Below are 16,018 nucleotides of genomic sequence, written 5' to 3'. Positions count from 1 at the left end.
ACATTCCGGCCGCCGACCAGCAACCGTGCTTGGTTCGTGACCTGAGGTCGTTACGTTTTGGCGCATGGGTCAAAACGAGTTCTCGGTGTTCAGCAGCGTGGTCGTGAATGCTCCTGCGGAGGCTGTTTTCGCGGTGCTGGCCGATCCGCGCAAGCATGCGGTCATCGACGGTTCTGGCACCGTGCAGGGGGAGATGAGCGGGCCGGAGCGGTTGGTGCTCGGGTCGAAGTTCGGGATGCGGATGCGCAAGGGCATCGGCTACCGGGTCACCAACACCGTCGTGGAGTACGAGGAGAACCGGTGGATCGCGTGGCGGAACATGATGCCCGGTCGCTGGCGGTACGAGCTGGAGCCGGCAGGCGAGTCGGCGACCAAGGTCACCGAGACCTACGACTACACGACGATGCTGCCGAAGCTGACCGCGCGGACTGGTCTGCCGAAGCAGAACCTCCGGTCCATCGAAGCCACCCTTCAGCGCCTCAAGTCCCACCTCGAGGAGAACCAGGACTGACCTTCGTCCGACATCAGCGGGGCATGCCGGGGACGCCGGGGCGGGTTTGCCAGGGGTGCGGGCCGCCGAGGGGGCGGTACTCGACGCCGCAGGCGTCCAGGCGGGGGAGGTGGTGGTCGACCAGTCTGCGATGGAAGTCGGTGAGATCGTGCTGCTGGCTCCAGGCCACTTCCGCAAAGGCCGAGAGTCGGGGGAAGGCCGCGTAGTCCAGGCGGCGCGGGGTGTCCAGGTGCTCGGTCCACACCTGCGCCTGGACGCCGAGCGCTCCGGGCAGCGGCTGGTAGCCGTAGACCTTCTCCAGCGTGGTCAGGAAGCCCACCGGGATCGGTTCGTCGGGGTGGTCGGCCTGGCGGTGGTCGAAGTAGAGGTGGTCCTCCGGGCACAGGACGACGTCGTGGCCGCGTTCGGTGGCGCGCACCGCCGCCTGCTCGTCGCGCCAGGCCGCGATGATCGTGCCGGTCGGCAGCGGGTCCACCGACTCCAGCAGTTCGTCCCAGCCGGAGGCGCGGCGGCCGCGCGCGTGGACGTGCTCGATGAGTTCGCGCAGGAAGGTGCCGTGCTCCGGGGTGATGCCGGGGACTTCGTCGCCGCCGAGGCAGATCACCGGAGACGGGAACACGTCCATCAGGTGGTCGAGGACCGCGCGGTAGAAGTCGGTGGTCGCCGGGTCGGTGTTGAGGATGTCGTTGCTGACGCCCCAGGAGTCCCAGACCTCGCGGCGCTGGCCGGTGCCCAGCTCCGGGTACGCGGCGATGGCGGCCTGGCTGTGGCCGGGCACGTCGATCTCCGGGACCACGGTGACGTGGTGGCGGGCCGCGTGGGCGACGATCTCGCGCAGGTCGTCGGAGGTGTAGAAACCGCCGTGCGGCTGGGAGTCGAACTCCGGTTGCGGGCCGCGGCCGACCATCGAGCGCTTGCGCCAGGCGCCGACCCGGGTCAGCTCCGGGTAGCGCGGCATCTCGAACCGCCAGCCCTGGTCGTCGGTCAGGTGCAGGTGCAGCACGTTGAGCTTGTGCACGGCCAGCAGCTCGACGAACCGCAGCACCTCCCGCTTGGGCAGGAAGTGGCGCGCCACGTCGAGGTGGCAGCCGCGCCAGGCGAACCGCGGCCGGTCCTCGACCTCCCCGCACGGCAGCACGAACCGCCCGTAGTGGATCAGCGCGGACCGGTACGCCGACGGATCCAGCAGCTGCCGCAGGGTTTGCGCTGCGTGGTGCGCGCCGGCCACGTCGTGCGCGACGACCTCGACGCCGTCCGGGCGGACCTGCGCGTGGTAGCCGCCCGGCACCGATTGGCGCCCGTCGACGCGGAATTCGATCGTCGGGCGCTCGGCGTCGGCGAACCGCAGTCCGGTGCCCGCCCCGACGTGGCGGCGGAACCAGTCGGCCGTGGTGGGTTCGCCGCCGACCGTGCTGTTCTGGTCCAGCTCCAGCACCCCGGCCGCCGGGCTGACCCGAACCGGGCGCGGCAGCAGCGAGTCCCAGCTCATCCCTTCACCGCCCCGGCCAGGCCGGACACCAGCTTTCGCTGCACCAGCACGAAGAAGATGAGCACCGGGATCGTCATCATCGTCGAACCGGCCATGATCGCACTCCAATCGTTGCCCTCGGGCTTGAAGAAGACCAGGATCGCCATCGGCAACGTCTGGTTCTCGGTGGCCGAGATGATGAACGTCTTGGCGAACAGGAAGTCGTTCCAGGCGTGGATGAACGACAGCACGCTGGTGGCCACCAAACCCGGTGCCACCAGCGGGAAGAGCACCTGCCAGACGAACCGGCCGCGGCTGGCGCCGTCGAGGGTGGCGGCCTCCTCCAGCTCGTCGGGGACCGCGGCGACGAACCCGCGCAGCATCCAGATCGCCAGCGGCAGGCTGAACGCGAGGTGCACCAGCACCAGCGAGCCCAGGTGGTTGAGGCCGAACGCCGGTGCCACGCCGCCGACTTCGCGCATCAGGAAGAACAGCGGGATGGTCAGCGCCTCCACCGGAACCATCTGGGCCACCAGGATCATCAGCAGCAGCACGGTGCGGCCGCGGAACCGGAATCGGGTCAGCGCGACCGCCGCCAGGAACGACATGAGCAGGGACAGCAGCACCACCGCCCCGGCCACCAGCAGGCTGTTCGCGAAGTAGCCGCCGAGACCGTCCACTGTGAACACTCGGCGGAATCCGCCCAGGGTGGGGGCGAACGTCCACGGCCGCGGATCGGCGGACAGCAGCTCGCCTTCCGGCTTGAACGCCGAGAGCACCATCCAGTACAGCGGGAACGCCACTGCGACGGCGATCAGCACCGCCACCGCGTCGGCGATCCGGCGCGGCATCCGCTTTCGCGACGAAGTCATGCGATCGCCCCGTCCTTGCGCTGCGCCCGAAGGTAGGCCAGCGTGATCAGCATGAGCAGCACGGTCATCACCACGCCGATGGCCGAGCCGAGCCCGTAGTTCGAACCGGCGAACGCCTCCTGGTAGACGTAGACGTTGAGCACCATGTTCTGCCCGGCCACGCCGCCGCCGTTGGTCATCACGTAGATCTGGGTGAAGATCTTGAAGTCCCAGATGATCGACTGGATGGTGGCGATCACCAGCACCGGTTTGAGCATCGGCAGCAGCACGCTGCGCGCGGTCCGCCACGTCGACGCGCCGTCCAGCGCCGCGGCCTCCACCACCTCGCCGGGAATTCCGCTGAGTCCGGCGTAGATGGTGACCAGCACGAACGGGAACGAGCACCAGATCACCTCAGCGGCCACCAGACCGAAGGTCACGAACCTGTCGTAGGTCCAGGAGAAACCGGCCGCGCCGTCGACGCCGATCCCGGTGAGCACCTCGTTGACCAGCCCGAAGTCCTGGTCGAACAGGAACAGCCACACCGTCGAACCGGCCATCGCCGGGGTGGCCCATGCCCCGATCGCGGCCAGGAACAGCAGCAGTCGCGGCAGCGGGCTGATCCTGGTGGCCAGCACCGCCAGCGCGATGCCGACGGCCAGGCTGCCCACCACGCACACCGCGGCGAACAGACAGGTCTGGGCCAGGATCGCCCAGAACTTCGCATCGCCCAGCAGCGTCAGGTAGTTGCCAGCGCCGAGGAACTCCAGTGCGGCACCGCCGGAGGCCTGCGCCTGCCCGTACTCGTAGAGGGAGATCTGCACCAGCTGGTAGAGCGGGTAGCCCATCATCACGGCCAGCAGCAGCCCGGCCGGTGCGAGGTAGAGCAGTGCGGCCATCAGCGGCCTTCGAAGACGACGTTCATCTGCTCGGCCGCGCCGGAGGTGGCCTCCTCGACGCTGGTGCCGGTGATGACCTGCTGCACCATCGTCGGCAGCACGCCCTGCGCATCGATCTTCGACCAGCCGTCGGTGGTGGGCACGAACCGGGTTCCGGCTTGCAGGGTCTGCACGAACGGCGCCACGGCGGGATCGTTGGCGGCGATTTCCTGCTGCACGTCGGTGAAGGTGGGCAGGTTGCCCATCGCCTCGTACATCTTGCGCTGGTACTCCTTGCCCGCCAGCAGCTGCACGAACTCCTTGGCCAGCGTCGCGCGCTTGGAGGACTTCAGCACGCCGAGCATGTTTCCGCCGGCGAAGGCCGGGGCGATCGATCCGTCGGTCTTGCCGGGCAGCGGGACCACGGCGTACTTGCCACCGGCTACACCGGCTTCCACCGCGGCGCGGTTGAAGTCGCCGCCGATGGTCATCGCGGCTTTGCCGGAGGCGAACGCCTGCACGGCCTGGCTGCCGGTCATGTCCGCGCACTGCTCGCGCGGGCACGCACCGCCGCTGATCAGCGACGAGTAGGTCGCCACGCCCTCGCGGGCGGCAGGCTGATCCAAAGTGGACACCCAGTTGTCGTCGTCTGGGCGGGCGATGTCGCCGCCCGCGGCCCAGATGAACGGCATCAGCGCGTAGTGGTACTTGCCGCCGACGGAGATGCCGTAGAGGTCGGGGCGGGCTCCGCGGATCCGCTGCGCGGTGTCGACCAGTTCTGCGCTGGTGCGTGGCGGTTTCAGGCCGAGCTCGTCGAAGACGTCGGTGCGGTAGTACAGCGCCCGGATGCCGGTAAACCAGGGCACGCCGTAGACCTTGCCGTCGACCTTCGCGGTCTCCAGCACCGAATCGTTGAGGTCGGCGGCCGCTGGCCACTGGCCGAGCGGGTCGGTCAGATCGGCGAGGCCGCCTGCGGCGACGTAACCAGCCACGTCGGTGTTGCCGTACTCGGCGACGTCCGGGGCGCTGGCCGGGTCGTTGAACGCGCCGGTGAACCTTTCCGAGCGGGTGTCCACGGGGATGTACTGCACGTCGACCTCGACGCCTTGGTGCTCGGCCTCGAAGCGGGCCACCGCTTCGTCCACAGTGGCCTGCTTGGGGCCGCGGGTGGCCTCGTCGAACAGCCAAACCCGCAGAGTGCCGGTGCTTTCGTCCTCAGCGGGTCCGTCCTGCTGCACCTGCGGCGGTCCGCAGGCGGCGAGCAACGCACCGATGGCGGTGACGGTGATGGCTTTCCAGGCGCGCATGGCAGTCTCCGTTGCACTGTCCGCAATTCCTGTTTTGCGCCGAGCAATCGGATGCTATGGATCACAACCGGGAAAAACAAGGTCTGAACCAATTTTCGCGGTTGGATCGAGGTGCGGCGGGAAAAGTGTTGAATTCACAGATGTTTTCGTCTTGTCGATCCCTGCGAAAGTGCCGGTCCTCCCTGGGAAGATGAGCGGTTCGCCGTCCGCGATTCGTCCGAACCAAGGGAGAGTGCATGATCGCCGGGGTGCTCACCGCCGTCCTCGCGGCAACGCTGGTGCAACCGCTGCAGCCCAGTCCAGCTCCAGCCGAAGAACCAGATCTGGCCGCGACGTGGACCGCGCCGCTGCACACCGAAGGGCGCTACATCGTCGATGCCAACGGTTCTCGCTTCAAGCTGAAATCCGGGAACTGGCATGGCGCCAGCGGCACCTACGACGGCAGCGGCGACGTCGACGATCCAGCCAACCACCATGCGGGCGAGAACAGCAGCGGCATCCCGCTGGGCCTGGACCGGGCGCCGATGGACGAAATCCTCGACAGCTTCACCGGGCTCGGGCTCAACAGCATCCGGCTGCCGTTCGCCAACGACATGATCCGCGACGAGTCGATCGTGCCGGACCAGGCGGTCGCGGCGAACCCGGAGCTGCGTGGCAAGACCCGCCTGCAGATCTACGACACGGCGGTTTCCGCGCTCACCGACCGCGGATTCGCGGTGATCCTGAACAACCACACCAACACCACCCGCTGGTGCTGCGGGATCGACGGCAACGAGCGCTGGAACAGCAGCCAGAGCGACCAGCAGTGGGAGGACGACTGGGCGTTCATGGCCGGTCGCTACCGGGACAACCCGCGCGTGGTCGGCGCCGACCTCTACAACGAGGTGCGGCGCGATGTGTTCGACGACCCGAACTGGGGGCTGGCCGATGCGCACGACTGGTTCGCCGCCTCGCAACGTGCGGGGGACCGGATCCTCAACGAGGCCAACCCGAATCTGCTGATCATCATCGAAGGAATCAACTGGGTCGGCATCCCGGTGGACGGTTTCCCGCACAGTCGGCCGACGCTGGAACCGGTCCGGACGCTGTCGCACACGTTGGCAAAACCGGGAAAACTGGTGTACTCGGCGCACTTCTACGGCTACACCGGCCCGAACCACACCGGCGCGACGGGCATGGGGGAGACAAGCGACCCGCGCTACCAGGACCTGTCCCGCGATGAGCTGTACGACGTGCTGCAGCGCCAGGCGTTCTTCGTGACCGAGGACGGCCAGCCCTACACCGCCCCGCTGTGGATCAGCGAGTTCGGCGTGGGCGGCCGTGACGAGCAGGACCCGAAGGTCCGGGCGTGGTTCGAGAACTTCGTCGACTTCCTCGTCGCCAACGACACCGACTTCGCCTACTGGCCCCTGGTCGGCTGGCACGAGAACCGCGAGGGCAACGGCTGGGCCCTGACCCACTGGGACAGCACCGGCAACCGCATGTTCCTCGACGACGGCGACGACTGGCGAGCCAGCGCATGGCACCGCTTGGTGAACGCTTCCCGTGCGGCCGACGATCAGCCGTGGAAGGTCACGGCTGCGACCGATGGGCACTCGTAGACGTCCTGAGTGGGGGAGAGCCCGCCGGAGCTCGCGTCGCGGGCGAGGCGGGTGATCGCGCCGGAGCGCTGGTTGGCCACGTAGAGGGACGTCTGTTCCGGGTCGAGGGCGAAATGGCGGGGCCAGTCGCCGCCGGCCGGTGTGGTGCCCCGGAACTCTAGGCCCTCGCCGATGATCGCGAAGGTGGCGATGTTGTTGTCACCGCGGTTGGAGGCGTAGGCGAACTTGGCGTCGCGGGTGATCGCGATCTCCGCCGGGAAGTTCTCGCCGCTCGCGTCGGGTTCGCGGGTGCCGATGACCTGGCCTGGGGTGAACTGCCCGGTGTCCAGATCCCAGTCCAGCACGGTGATTTCGGACTTCAGCTCCGCTAGCAGGTAAGCGCGGTCGTAGTTGAACGCCAGGTGGCGCGGTCCGGTCCCGGCGGGCAGTTCGAGGTGCTGGTGCTGAGTGAGCTTGCCGGTGGCCGCGTCGAAGGCGTAGACGAAGACGGCGTCCGCGCCGAGGTCCACCGCGACCACCCACTGCTTGCTGGGATCGACGAGCACCTGGTGGGCGTGCGGTTCGGCGCCGGGGTGCTTGACCAGGTCGGTGGATTCGCCGATGGTGCCGTCGGCGTTGCGGCGGTGCACGGCGACCGTGCCGTCGGTGTAGTTGGCGGTGAAGATGAACTCGCCGCTGGGGTGCACGGTCAGGTGTGTGGGACCCGCGCCGCCGGTGGGCTGGCTGCCCAGGACCACCGGGTGGTGCCCGGAGAGGTCCACGGCGATGATCGTGCCCTCCGGTACCTCGTTGGTCACGTAGAGGTACTTGTGGTCCGGCGACCAGGCGAAGAACGAAGCGTCGGGAACCCCGTCGACCACACCGGACGGTTCGAGCACGCCCGCGTCGTTGCGGATCGCCACCTCCAGGCCGCGGCCGGCCGGGGAGGCCGAGGTGTAGCTGCCGATGAGCGTCATCAGCCCGGCAGCGTGGTGCATCGCCGGATCGGCCTGGGGTGCGGCCGACGAAGTGGTCGCGCACGCGGTGCTGGTGGCGACCACCCCGGCCGCGCCTGCGAGGCCGAGAGCGCCTGCGGCGGTGAGGAACCGGCGACGCGGCATTGCGTTGTCCCGCACGATGCTCTCCCTGCTCGGTGGATGATCGCGGGACAGTCTGCCGCATTCGAACCCAGTGGACTAGACCACAAAGACTTAAGTTTTCCTCAAGTCCGACCGGGCGGTGGACTTCCCAAATTTCCCTAAATTTGGGAAGTCCACCGCAGGTGCTACGGCAGCGGTGCGGCGCGTTTCGCGGGTTCGACGGGTGGTGCGACGCCGACACCGGGGCTGCCGCCGCAGGGGCCGGACATGCTCCAGTCGGGGTCGACGTCACCGCACGCGCCGGCCGACTTCTGCGCCTGCACCATCTCGGCGACGTCGGCGAGGAGCCGCTTGGCGTCGTAGACGACGCCGTTGCGGATCGTCCACTGCACTCCGCCGACGCGGGCGATGTCACCGGTGTCCTGGTTCAGCCGCGGAGTTCCCGTGCCGTAGAGGGTTTTCAGGTCCTCCAGCGGGTTCTCCCCGAGGATGGCCAGGTCGGCGATGGAGCCCTCCGTCACCGAGCCGTACTCCGGCGGCTGACCGGTGGGTTCGGCGATGGTCCGCGCGGCCGCAGAGCTCATCGCCTCGATCGCTTCCAGCGACGTCAGACCCGCTTCGCGCAACATCTCGAGCTCGTTGATATTCGCGAAGCCGTACAGGTTGTAGATGAACCCGGGGTCGGTGCCGCCCGCGATGCGTCCGCCCATCTCTTTGTAGTCGTGGATGAGCTGCATGTACTGCACGTAGAAGCGCTTCCAGCTCGCTTCGTCCTCGGAAGTCCAGGAGTAGTAGAACGAGCCGTGCGCCTCCGGGCTGGGTTCCCAGAAGTTCCACAGCGTCGGCAGCGCGAACCGCGGATGCCACTCCAGGCCGCGCGCCCGCAGCAGATCGCGCCCGGCGAGGTAGACGCCGAGGGTGGGTCCGAACGTCACGCCGTTGTCCAGCTGCTGCGAGAGGTACGAACGCCACTGCGCGGAGCCGGGCGGGAAGGTGTAGTTGATGACCTCGGCGACCGCCCGCCACCGCGACGCTTCGTTGGAGTAGTCGTAGTCCGGCGGTTTCGGGTGCTCGCGACCCTCTTTGAGCAGCGCCTCGAAGTGGCCGTAGAAGTGGGTGACCGTGCCCAGTCCGAGCCGACCGGTCTCCAGCGCGTTGAGCTGCGGGTAGATCGGCGGGGAGTGGTGCATGGTGGTGCCCAGCCCGGACTGCCGGGCGGCCTCGATCGCGGCCTCGATCTCCGGGCGGCCGTAGGGCCCTTCGCCGAAGAACTTGATGCCGTCCACGCCGTTCCGGGCCGCCCACGTCACCCACCGGCGGGCCTTCCCCGGGTTGTCGACCGGGCCGTCCTCCCAACCGCTGCCCGGGGTCTGGTAGTTGACGATGCGCGGCGCCACGATCTCGTTGCGCTCGCTGCGCTCCTTGTCCGAGACCGCGTCGGGGTTCTTGGCCAGCGAGACGCCGCGGACCGTCGTGACCCCGTGTCCCAGCCACAGCTTGTAGGCGTAGGTCCGCGGGGTGCTTCCGGTCCCGGTGTGGGTGTGCTCGTCGACCAGGCCCGGCATCATCCACATGCCGGTCGCGTCGATCTCGTGCTCGGCGTCGTGCGGGGGTCGATCGGCCGGCAGTGCGCGGGACGGCTGACCTGCGGGGATGATCTGATCGATGCGGTTGCCGCGGACCACCACGTCGACCGGTCCGCGCACCTCGCCGTTCGCGCCGACGATCAGGTTGACCCCGCGAATCACCAGCTTCCGGAACGGGCCGTCTCCTTCGCCCGGGCCGCGCGGTGGAGTCGGGGAATCGGCGGGAACCACGGTGCCGGCGTGGCCCAGGGCCGGTGCGACCCCGATCAGCCCCGCGGCGGCACCAGCGGACAGAAGCAACGACCGTCTGCTCAGATCCATTCGGACCCTCCTCGCTTCGGAGTCGGATACCGGCGAACATTACGGGCGTTTCCGACGCAGCGGCAAGGGTTTTCCAGCTGCGCCTGCGAGTGCTCCCCGGCGTGCAGCAGCGGTGCGACGATGCCTCCGGTGGTCACGATCGCCACCGTCGCCGAGCCCTGCGCGATGCGCAGACCCGAGCTGATCACGTACGCCGAGACCAGCAGTGGCAACCCGGTGGACTGCAGCGATCCGGCCAGCGCCTCACCGACCCCGGTTTCGGCCAGCACCTTGCCGAAGAACCCGCCCGCGCCGACCACCAGCAGGATCATGCCCAGCGGCGCAGCGAAGTCCCGGTCAGCTTGGCCGGTTTTCTGGGCTTGGTGCGTGATCTTTCGTCGAGCAGCTGCAGGTCCGAATGCGCGTGCATGTCGATGAAACCGGGGGAGAGCACCAGCCCGTCGGCGTCGAGTCCATTGTGGAGCCCTCCAGCGGTTTGGAGTTGTCAGCTGCTCCAGGACCGTGCGATCAGAAGAACGTGCGGACCAGGTCGATCACGTTGTCGCCGTCCACCACCGGGATCAGCGACCACTTGTCGAACACCGTGCAGGGGTGGGACAGTCCGAAGCCGACCCAGTCGCCGACCTGCGGGTCAGCGCCCGACAGCTCCAGGAAGGTGTGCTGGTCGGCCAGCTTCCGGACCCGGCAGGAGCCCTCCGGCAACTCGCGGACCTCGCCATCGGCACCGCGGATCACCTGCGGTTCCGGCAGACCCTGGTCGAAGGAAACATCCCGGCGACCCACGGTCAGCAGCGCAAGATCGGGCTCCGGACGCGACATGACCTGCGCCCAGATCCGCATCGCGGGCCGGAACGGGTTCTCCTGGCCGGCCAGCCGGTGCTCGCGGCTGAACGGCGAGCGGATCCGGTAGAAGCCATCGTCGTGCAGCAGGTAGCCACCGCTGCGGATCACCGGCAGAACGGGCAGCCCCTCCGGCCACCCCTTCGTCAGCGCCTCGGCGACCTGGTCGAAGTAAGCGCTGCCGCCCGCGGTGACGATCACCTGCTCGAGCCCGGCGAAGTGCCCGGCCTCGGACAGCTCCGCCACCAGCTCGCGCACGTGCTCCAGGTATCCGTCCACAGCGGACAGCGAGGTGTCGCTGATGTCGTGCGCGACCTCGCCCTCGTACCCCGCCACACCGACCAGCCGCAGCACCGGGCTGGCCAGCACGGCATCGGCGACCTCACGGGCCTCGGCCTTCGTGCGCGCACCAGTGCGCCCACCGGGCAGGCCCAGCTCGACCAGCACGTCCACCGGCCGGGAAGCACCGTGCGCCGCCAGCGCCTCGGACATGAGCTGCGCGCCGCGCACCGAGTCCACGTAGCAGCAGAACTCGAACTCGGCGTCGCGGTCGAGCTCGTCGGCCAGCCACGCCAGGCCGCTGGGGTCGACCAGCTCGTTGGCGAACAGGATCCGCTCGACGCCGAACGCGCGGTAAACGCGCAGCTGGCTGATGCTGGCCGCGGTGATGCCCCACGAACCGTTCATCAGCTGCTGCCCGAACAGTTGCGGCGCCATCGTGGTCTTGCCGTGCGGGGCGAGCTCCACCCCGTGCTCGGCGCACCAGTCGGCCATCGTCCGCAGGTTGTGCTGCAGGGCGGCGCAGTCGAGAGTCAGGAGCGGCCCGACGAAACCGCTCTCGAAGACGGTCGGGCTCGTGGCGAGGAATTCGCCCACCGTGGTGCCGAAGGCATCCGAAGGCATGCCCTTGAAGCGCCAGTCGATGCGCTCGTCGTGCAGGGCTTGGACCGCTTCGACGTTGATACCCCGTGCTGACACCAAGATCTCCTATTGCGTGAGATGCAACAATAGTTGCGCATAATGCTGGCTAGGTGTGTACCAGCGCGCCGCGCGACGCGTCAACGGATCGGAGAGCTCGGTGAGTCAGAGCCTGGAACGAGGACTCGCCGTGCTGACCGCGTTGGCCGCCGGGCCGCAAACCCTCGACCAGCTCGCCCAACGCCTCGGCGTGCACAAGTCCACCGCGATGCGCCTGCTGCGCACCCTCGAAGCCGGACGCTTCGTCCGCCGCGAGGACGTGCACCACTACCGCCTTGGCAGCACCCTATTCGGCCTCGCCCACCAAGCGCTGGAAGACCTCGACGTCCGCGACGCCGCCCGCCCGCACCTGCTGGAGCTGGGCGGCATCGGGGGTCACACCGTGCACCTGGCGACGCTGGAGGACGACCACGTCATCTACATCGACAAGGTCGACAGCAAGCACCCGGTGCGGATGTACTCGCGCATCGGCCGCCGTGCACCCGTGCACTGCACCGCAGTCGGAAAAGCCCTCGTCGCGGACTGGGCGCCGCAGCAACGCGAGCAGTTCGCCGAGCTGCTGACCTACCCGAAGCTGACCCCGAACACCATCGACTCCGCTGAACGGTTCCTGACCGAACTGGAGCGGGTGCGCGCGCTGGGCTACGCGGTCGACCGCAGCGAGCACGAGGACTTCATCCACTGCATCGCCGCGCCGGTCCGCAACCACCGCGGCGAGACCATCGCCGCGGTGTCGCTGTCGGTGCCGAAAGTACTGCTGGACTTCGACGGCCTGCTCGGGCTCGTCGACGACGTGCTGCGCGCAGCCGGCGGGATCTCGGCCGAGCTGGGCTGGCAGCCAACGGACAAGAGGAAGGAATCCTGATGGCCCGCACAGTGGTCAGCACCGACAACGCCCCGAGGCCGCCGGCGAACATCCCGCTGTCGCAGGGCGTCCGCAAGGGCAACATCCTGCAGGTCTCCGGGCAGACCGCGGTCGACCCCGCCACCGGCAAGGTCGTCGAAGGCGGCGTTCCCGAGCAGACCGAGCAGTGCCTGCGCAACGTCATCGCGATCCTGGAAGCCGAAGGCGGCTCCCTCGAAGACGTCATGATGCTGCGCGTGTACCTGACGGACACCTCGCAGTTCGCGGAGATGAACGAGACCTACGCGCGCGTGGTCGGCGAGCCCTTCCCAGCCCGCACCACGGTCTACGTGGGCCTGCCCGCCGGCCTCCTCGTCGAGATCGACGCCCTGGCCGTCCTGGACTGAGCTGGTCCCTGAAGGGCACCTCCCGCCGCCCGGCGCGAGGTGTCCTTCGCGCGTTCGGGTGGTCTTGGTCGCGACGGCCGGGACCGACCCGAATTGATCAAGACCAAACCGCCCGTCCAGTGACACAAGCACCGCGGATTCGCGTTCCCGGCCCCGCGCGAAGCGATCTCGGCTTCTACCGTGCACGCATGTCGCCGCGATCGTTGCTGTCCTGGAACGTTCTGGTGCCGGTGCTGGCCATCATCACGCTGGCCATATCCCTGCCCCAGAAGGGGCTGGGGCTGGGCATGATCCTCGTCATTGCCGTGCTGCTGACCGGTGCGGTGCTGGCCGCGGCTGCCGGAACTTCTGTTCGCCAGGCGAGGCGGCGGGGAACAGGTGCGCAGCCGCGCGCGGGCGCGGCTGCGCGGGTGGATCAGTAGACCGGGCCGGTGTACTTCTCGCCGGGGCCCTGGCCCGGGGCGTCCGGGAACGCCGAGGCTTCGCGGAAGGCGCGCTGCAGGGTCTGCAGGCCGTCGCGGATCGGGCCCGCGTGGGCGCCCAGGTACTCCACCGACGCGGTGACCAGTCCGGCCAGGGCGGTGATCAGGCGGCGGGCCTCGTCCAGGTCGCGCTCTGGGGCGGCATCCGGGTCCTCGGCCGCCAGGCCGAGCTTCTCCGCTGCGGAGGACATCAACATGACCGCCGCGCGGCTGATCACCTCGACGCTGGGAACATCGACGAGGTCGCGGACGTTGTCCTGAATGTCCGCGTCGTGTGCTGGCTCACCAGTCAGGTCGGCACTGGTCAGGGGCGTTGGCTGCGGTTCGGTCACGCCTGCTACCCTGACACGCACGACCAGCCCCCGATTAGTCGGGGGCGGCAAAGTGGAGTCCCGCTCCCACCCGAGTAGCCGCCACAGGCTTCCGGGTCCGGTCCATCCGGTGGCCTTGTGCCGCTGGTGGTGCGAACGGTACGTGAGGTACCGGTTCGATCGGTTGGAGTCAGGATCCCGCGGTCCGCGCGAGCGGAGCGACGGGATCTTCGCATTCCGGGGTGAGCTCTACACGCCGCGGTGCACTAGAACAGCCATCGAACCGAGGAGGGCCCATCAGCTCCGAGACGCGCATCAACGACCGCATCCGGGTTCCGGAGGTCCGACTGGTCGGACCGAACGGCGAGCAGGTCGGAATCGTCCGCATCGAGGACGCGCTCCGACTGGCCCAGGAAGCGGATCTGGACCTTGTCGAGGTCGCCCCGCAGGCGCGCCCGCCGGTCTGCAAGCTCATGGACTACGGCAAGTTCAAGTACGAGAGCGCGCAGAAGGCCCGCGAGTCGCGTCGCAACCAGCAGCAGACCGTCATCAAGGAGCAGAAGCTCCGGCCGAAGATCGACCCGCACGACTACGAGACGAAGAAGGGCCACGTGTCCCGCTTCCTCGGTCAGGGCCACAAGGTCAAGGTGACGATCATGTTCCGCGGTCGTGAGCAATCGCGGCCCGAGCTGGGTTTCCGCCTGCTGCAGCGACTGGCCGATGACGTTTCCGACCTCGGGTTCATCGAGGCGAACCCGAAGCAGGACGGTCGGAACATGATCATGGTTCTTGCGCCGCACAAGACGAACAAGACCAAGCCCGTCAAGGCGAACGCCTGAGGTAGTCGCCAGGGCTCGTGATTGTGACGCCGGGCCGGGACGCAGTCCGCGCCCCCGCCCGGCATCAGTACGAAACGAGGACGAGAGCATGCCGAAGAACAAGACCCACAAGGGCACCTCGAAGCGCTTCAAGGTGACCGCTACGGGCAAGCTGCGGCGCGAGCAGGCCGGTCGTCGGCACATCCTGGAGAAGAAGTCCAGCCGTGTCACCCGCCGCCTGGAGGGCACCGAAGCGGTGTCCAAGCACGACACCCCGCGCATCAAGAAGCTGCTGGGTCTCTGACACTCGCTAGCTCCCCGAACCGGGGCAGCAGCGGTTCAGCACGACACCAGCCACCAGCACGGGCGGTCATCCCGCCCCCGATGAGATAACAGGACGGACCCCGTGGCACGCGTCAAGCGGGCAGTCAACGCCCAGAAGAAGCGCCGCACCATTCTTGAGTCGGCCCGCGGCTACCGCGGTCAGCGCTCCCGGCTGTACCGCAAGGCCAAGGAGCAGATGCTCCACTCGATGACCTACGCCTACCGCGACCGGCGCGCCCGCAAGGGTGACTTCCGGAAGCTGTGGATCACCCGCATCAACGCGGCGACCCGTCAGCACGGCCTGAGCTACAACAAGTTCGTGCAGGGTCTGAAGGCCGCCGAGGTCGAGGTCGACCGCAAGATCCTGGCCGAGCTCGCGGTGAACGACTCCACCGCGTTCGCGGCGCTGGTCGAGGTCGCCCGCAAGAACCTGCCGGAGAGTGCGGCCTGATCGCCGACGACACCTCTGCTGCACCGCGACCCGGGACGGCTCCGCTCACGGAGCGATCGTCCCGGGTCGCGGTCGCTCGCAAGCTCACCCGCCGCGCTGGCCGCGAGAAGGCCGGGGCCTTCCTCGCTGAAGGCGCTCAAGCGGTGGGGGAGGCTTTGACCGCGCACACCGCTGGATCGCTGCGGGTGCGCGAGCTGTTCGCCACCGAGCACGCTCGGCACGCCGAGTACCTCGACCGCGCCCGCGCCGCTGGTGTGCCGGCGCACCTGGTCACCGAGAAGGCCGCGGCATCGCTGTCGGAGACGGTCACCCCGCAGGGCCTGGTCGCGGTGTGCGATCTGCCCGCGGTCGAGCTCGACGCCGCGCTGGCCGAGCGCCCTGTGCTGGTCGCCGTGCTGGTCGGGATCTCCGACCCGGGTAACGCCGGAACCGTGGTGCGGGTCGCTGACGCGGCCGGTGCCGGGGCGGTGCTGTTCGCCGGGGACACCGTCGACGCATACAACGGCAAGGCCGTGCGCGCGTCCACCGGTAGCCTGTTCCACCTGCCGGTCGCCCGGAACCGCGACGTCAGCGCGGTGCTCACCGCCTGCCGCGAGGCCGGGCTCCGGCTTGTCGGCGCCGACGGCTACGCCGAAGGCGACCTGGACACCGCCGATCACGCCGGTGAACTGGCCGGACCCACCGCCTGGGTGTTCGGCAGCGAGGCCCACGGACTGCCCGATGAGGTGAAGTCGCAGCTGGACACCACGCTGCGCGTCCCGCTCTACGGCCGCGCCGAGAGCCTCAACCTCGCGACCGCCGCAGCGGTCTGCCTCTACACCTCGGCCCGTGCCCAGCATCGCGCCGGATGAGTGACAGTTTTAGGCAAAACCGACCCGGCATACCGGTCGCTGACAGCGCGCGGGTGCGGGCAGAATTGCGATCCAGCTGGTCACGGGGTGCGCTGGCGGAACTCGCCGGG

At 68.7% G+C, this 16,018-nt stretch carries 18 protein-coding genes and 1 pseudogene; 9 read left to right on the top strand and 10 right to left on the bottom strand.

Annotation, left to right across the window (positions count from 1 at the left end):
* Positions 1–64: 64 nt before the first annotated feature.
* Entirely contained in the window at positions 65–511 is a 447-nt protein-coding gene (locus ACWCO2_RS17745; protein ID WP_450128805.1) for an SRPBCC family protein, read from the top strand.
* A gap of 13 nt (positions 512–524) precedes the next feature.
* Here ACWCO2_RS17745 and ACWCO2_RS17740 read toward each other — a convergent pair whose 3' ends face one another.
* The 4 genes from ACWCO2_RS17740 to ACWCO2_RS17725 are packed head-to-tail and all read right to left on the bottom strand — an operon-like array spanning position 525 to position 5,015.
* Positions 525–2,000 carry a beta-N-acetylhexosaminidase gene (locus ACWCO2_RS17740; RefSeq protein WP_450128804.1) on the bottom strand — a complete coding sequence of 492 codons (1,476 nt, stop codon included), beginning with the start codon at positions 1,998–2,000 and terminating at the stop codon, positions 525–527.
* Positions 1,997–2,851, bottom strand: coding sequence for a carbohydrate ABC transporter permease (locus tag ACWCO2_RS17735; protein WP_450128803.1), 855 nt, complete (start codon positions 2,849–2,851; stop codon positions 1,997–1,999). The genes ACWCO2_RS17740 and ACWCO2_RS17735 overlap by 4 nt, the downstream gene beginning before the upstream one ends.
* Entirely contained in the window at positions 2,848–3,729 is an 882-nt protein-coding gene (locus ACWCO2_RS17730; protein ID WP_450128802.1) for a carbohydrate ABC transporter permease, read from the bottom strand. Before ACWCO2_RS17730 ends, ACWCO2_RS17735 begins: the two co-directional genes overlap by 4 nt.
* Positions 3,729–5,015 (bottom strand): extracellular solute-binding protein, encoded by a 1,287-nt coding sequence (locus tag ACWCO2_RS17725; protein ID WP_450128801.1) that lies wholly within the window; start codon positions 5,013–5,015, stop codon positions 3,729–3,731. The genes ACWCO2_RS17730 and ACWCO2_RS17725 overlap by 1 nt, the downstream gene beginning before the upstream one ends.
* A gap of 236 nt (positions 5,016–5,251) precedes the next feature.
* Here ACWCO2_RS17725 and ACWCO2_RS17720 point away from each other — a divergent pair, with 236 nt between their 5' ends.
* Positions 5,252–6,616 (top strand): glycoside hydrolase family 5 protein, encoded by a 1,365-nt coding sequence (locus ACWCO2_RS17720; protein ID WP_450128800.1) that lies wholly within the window; start codon positions 5,252–5,254, stop codon positions 6,614–6,616.
* On the opposite strand, the gene ACWCO2_RS17715 is transcribed toward ACWCO2_RS17720, so the two are convergent.
* The 5 genes and pseudogenes from ACWCO2_RS17715 to ACWCO2_RS17695 form a co-directional block, all read right to left on the bottom strand.
* Positions 6,574–7,731, bottom strand: a complete 1,158-nt coding sequence (locus ACWCO2_RS17715) for a lactonase family protein (RefSeq protein ID WP_450128799.1) — start codon at positions 7,729–7,731, stop codon at positions 6,574–6,576. The genes ACWCO2_RS17720 and ACWCO2_RS17715 overlap by 43 nt on opposite strands.
* Positions 7,732–7,880: 149 nt before the next feature.
* Positions 7,881–9,602: an amidohydrolase family protein gene (locus ACWCO2_RS17710; RefSeq protein ID WP_450128798.1), complete on the bottom strand. Its 1,722-nt coding sequence runs from the start codon at positions 9,600–9,602 to the stop codon at positions 7,881–7,883.
* A 74-nt stretch (positions 9,603–9,676) separates the two neighbouring features.
* Positions 9,677–9,922, bottom strand: a pseudogene (locus ACWCO2_RS17705) (GntT/GntP/DsdX family permease); the annotation flags it as partial.
* Positions 9,910–10,035, bottom strand: coding sequence for a hypothetical protein (locus tag ACWCO2_RS17700; RefSeq protein ID WP_450128797.1), 126 nt, complete (start codon positions 10,033–10,035; stop codon positions 9,910–9,912). The pseudogene ACWCO2_RS17705 and the gene ACWCO2_RS17700, both read right to left, overlap by 13 nt.
* Before the next feature lie 74 nt (positions 10,036–10,109).
* Positions 10,110–11,423, bottom strand: coding sequence for an amino acid deaminase (locus tag ACWCO2_RS17695; RefSeq protein ID WP_450128796.1), 1,314 nt, complete (start codon positions 11,421–11,423; stop codon positions 10,110–10,112).
* 97 nt (positions 11,424–11,520) lie between these two features.
* On the opposite strand from ACWCO2_RS17695, the gene ACWCO2_RS17690 reads away from it, so the two are divergent.
* From ACWCO2_RS17690 to ACWCO2_RS17680, 3 genes are all read left to right on the top strand, one after another.
* Positions 11,521–12,285: an IclR family transcriptional regulator gene (locus tag ACWCO2_RS17690; RefSeq protein ID WP_450128795.1), complete on the top strand. Its 765-nt coding sequence runs from the start codon at positions 11,521–11,523 to the stop codon at positions 12,283–12,285.
* Positions 12,285–12,671: a RidA family protein gene (locus ACWCO2_RS17685; RefSeq protein ID WP_450128794.1), complete on the top strand. Its 387-nt coding sequence runs from the start codon at positions 12,285–12,287 to the stop codon at positions 12,669–12,671. The genes ACWCO2_RS17690 and ACWCO2_RS17685 overlap by 1 nt, the downstream gene beginning before the upstream one ends.
* 188 nt (positions 12,672–12,859) lie before the next feature.
* On the top strand, positions 12,860–13,093 hold the full coding sequence (locus tag ACWCO2_RS17680; RefSeq protein WP_450128793.1) for a hypothetical protein: 234 nt from the start codon (positions 12,860–12,862) through the stop codon (positions 13,091–13,093).
* Here ACWCO2_RS17680 and ACWCO2_RS17675 read toward each other — a convergent pair.
* Complete coding sequence (locus ACWCO2_RS17675; RefSeq protein WP_450128855.1) at positions 13,087–13,446, bottom strand: DUF1844 domain-containing protein; 360 nt, start codon at positions 13,444–13,446, stop codon at positions 13,087–13,089. The genes ACWCO2_RS17680 and ACWCO2_RS17675 overlap by 7 nt on opposite strands.
* 260 nt (positions 13,447–13,706) lie before the next feature.
* Here ACWCO2_RS17675 and infC point away from each other — a divergent pair, with 260 nt between their 5' ends.
* The 4 genes from infC to ACWCO2_RS17655 all read left to right on the top strand — a co-directional run bounded on the left by infC (position 13,707) and on the right by ACWCO2_RS17655 (position 15,908).
* Complete coding sequence (gene infC / locus ACWCO2_RS17670; protein WP_450128792.1) at positions 13,707–14,303, top strand: translation initiation factor IF-3; 597 nt, start codon at positions 13,707–13,709, stop codon at positions 14,301–14,303.
* An 88-nt stretch (positions 14,304–14,391) separates the two neighbouring features.
* Positions 14,392–14,586: a 50S ribosomal protein L35 gene (gene rpmI / locus ACWCO2_RS17665; RefSeq protein WP_450128791.1), complete on the top strand. Its 195-nt coding sequence runs from the start codon at positions 14,392–14,394 to the stop codon at positions 14,584–14,586.
* Between the two features lie 102 nt (positions 14,587–14,688).
* Positions 14,689–15,057, top strand: coding sequence for a 50S ribosomal protein L20 (rplT, locus tag ACWCO2_RS17660; protein WP_450128790.1), 369 nt, complete (start codon positions 14,689–14,691; stop codon positions 15,055–15,057).
* Positions 15,054–15,908: a TrmH family RNA methyltransferase gene (locus tag ACWCO2_RS17655; protein ID WP_450128854.1), complete on the top strand. Its 855-nt coding sequence runs from the start codon at positions 15,054–15,056 to the stop codon at positions 15,906–15,908. Before rplT ends, ACWCO2_RS17655 begins: the two co-directional genes overlap by 4 nt.
* Positions 15,909–16,018: the final 110 nt, after the last annotated feature.

The sequence above is a fragment of the Saccharopolyspora sp. NPDC002376 genome (assembly GCF_053593195.1).
The sequence above is the reverse complement of the archived record's forward strand: the minus strand, read 5'-3'. Positions and strand labels throughout refer to the sequence as shown.

Coding starts and splice junctions, on each gene's coding strand:
- rpmI (WP_450128791.1), top strand. CDS start 14,392: ATGCCGAAGAACAAGACCCACAAGGGCACCTCGAAGCGCTTCAAGGTG.
- ACWCO2_RS17685 (WP_450128794.1), top strand. CDS start 12,285: ATGGCCCGCACAGTGGTCAGCACCGACAACGCCCCGAGGCCGCCGGCG.
- ACWCO2_RS17730 (WP_450128802.1), bottom strand. CDS start 3,729: ATGGCCGCACTGCTCTACCTCGCACCGGCCGGGCTGCTGCTGGCCGTG.
- ACWCO2_RS17740 (WP_450128804.1), bottom strand. CDS start 2,000: ATGAGCTGGGACTCGCTGCTGCCGCGCCCGGTTCGGGTCAGCCCGGCG.
- ACWCO2_RS17745 (WP_450128805.1), top strand. CDS start 65: ATGGGTCAAAACGAGTTCTCGGTGTTCAGCAGCGTGGTCGTGAATGCT.
- ACWCO2_RS17720 (WP_450128800.1), top strand. CDS start 5,252: ATGATCGCCGGGGTGCTCACCGCCGTCCTCGCGGCAACGCTGGTGCAA.
- ACWCO2_RS17735 (WP_450128803.1), bottom strand. CDS start 2,851: ATGACTTCGTCGCGAAAGCGGATGCCGCGCCGGATCGCCGACGCGGTG.
- ACWCO2_RS17725 (WP_450128801.1), bottom strand. CDS start 5,015: ATGCGCGCCTGGAAAGCCATCACCGTCACCGCCATCGGTGCGTTGCTC.
- ACWCO2_RS17680 (WP_450128793.1), top strand. CDS start 12,860: ATGTCGCCGCGATCGTTGCTGTCCTGGAACGTTCTGGTGCCGGTGCTG.
- ACWCO2_RS17710 (WP_450128798.1), bottom strand. CDS start 9,602: ATGGATCTGAGCAGACGGTCGTTGCTTCTGTCCGCTGGTGCCGCCGCG.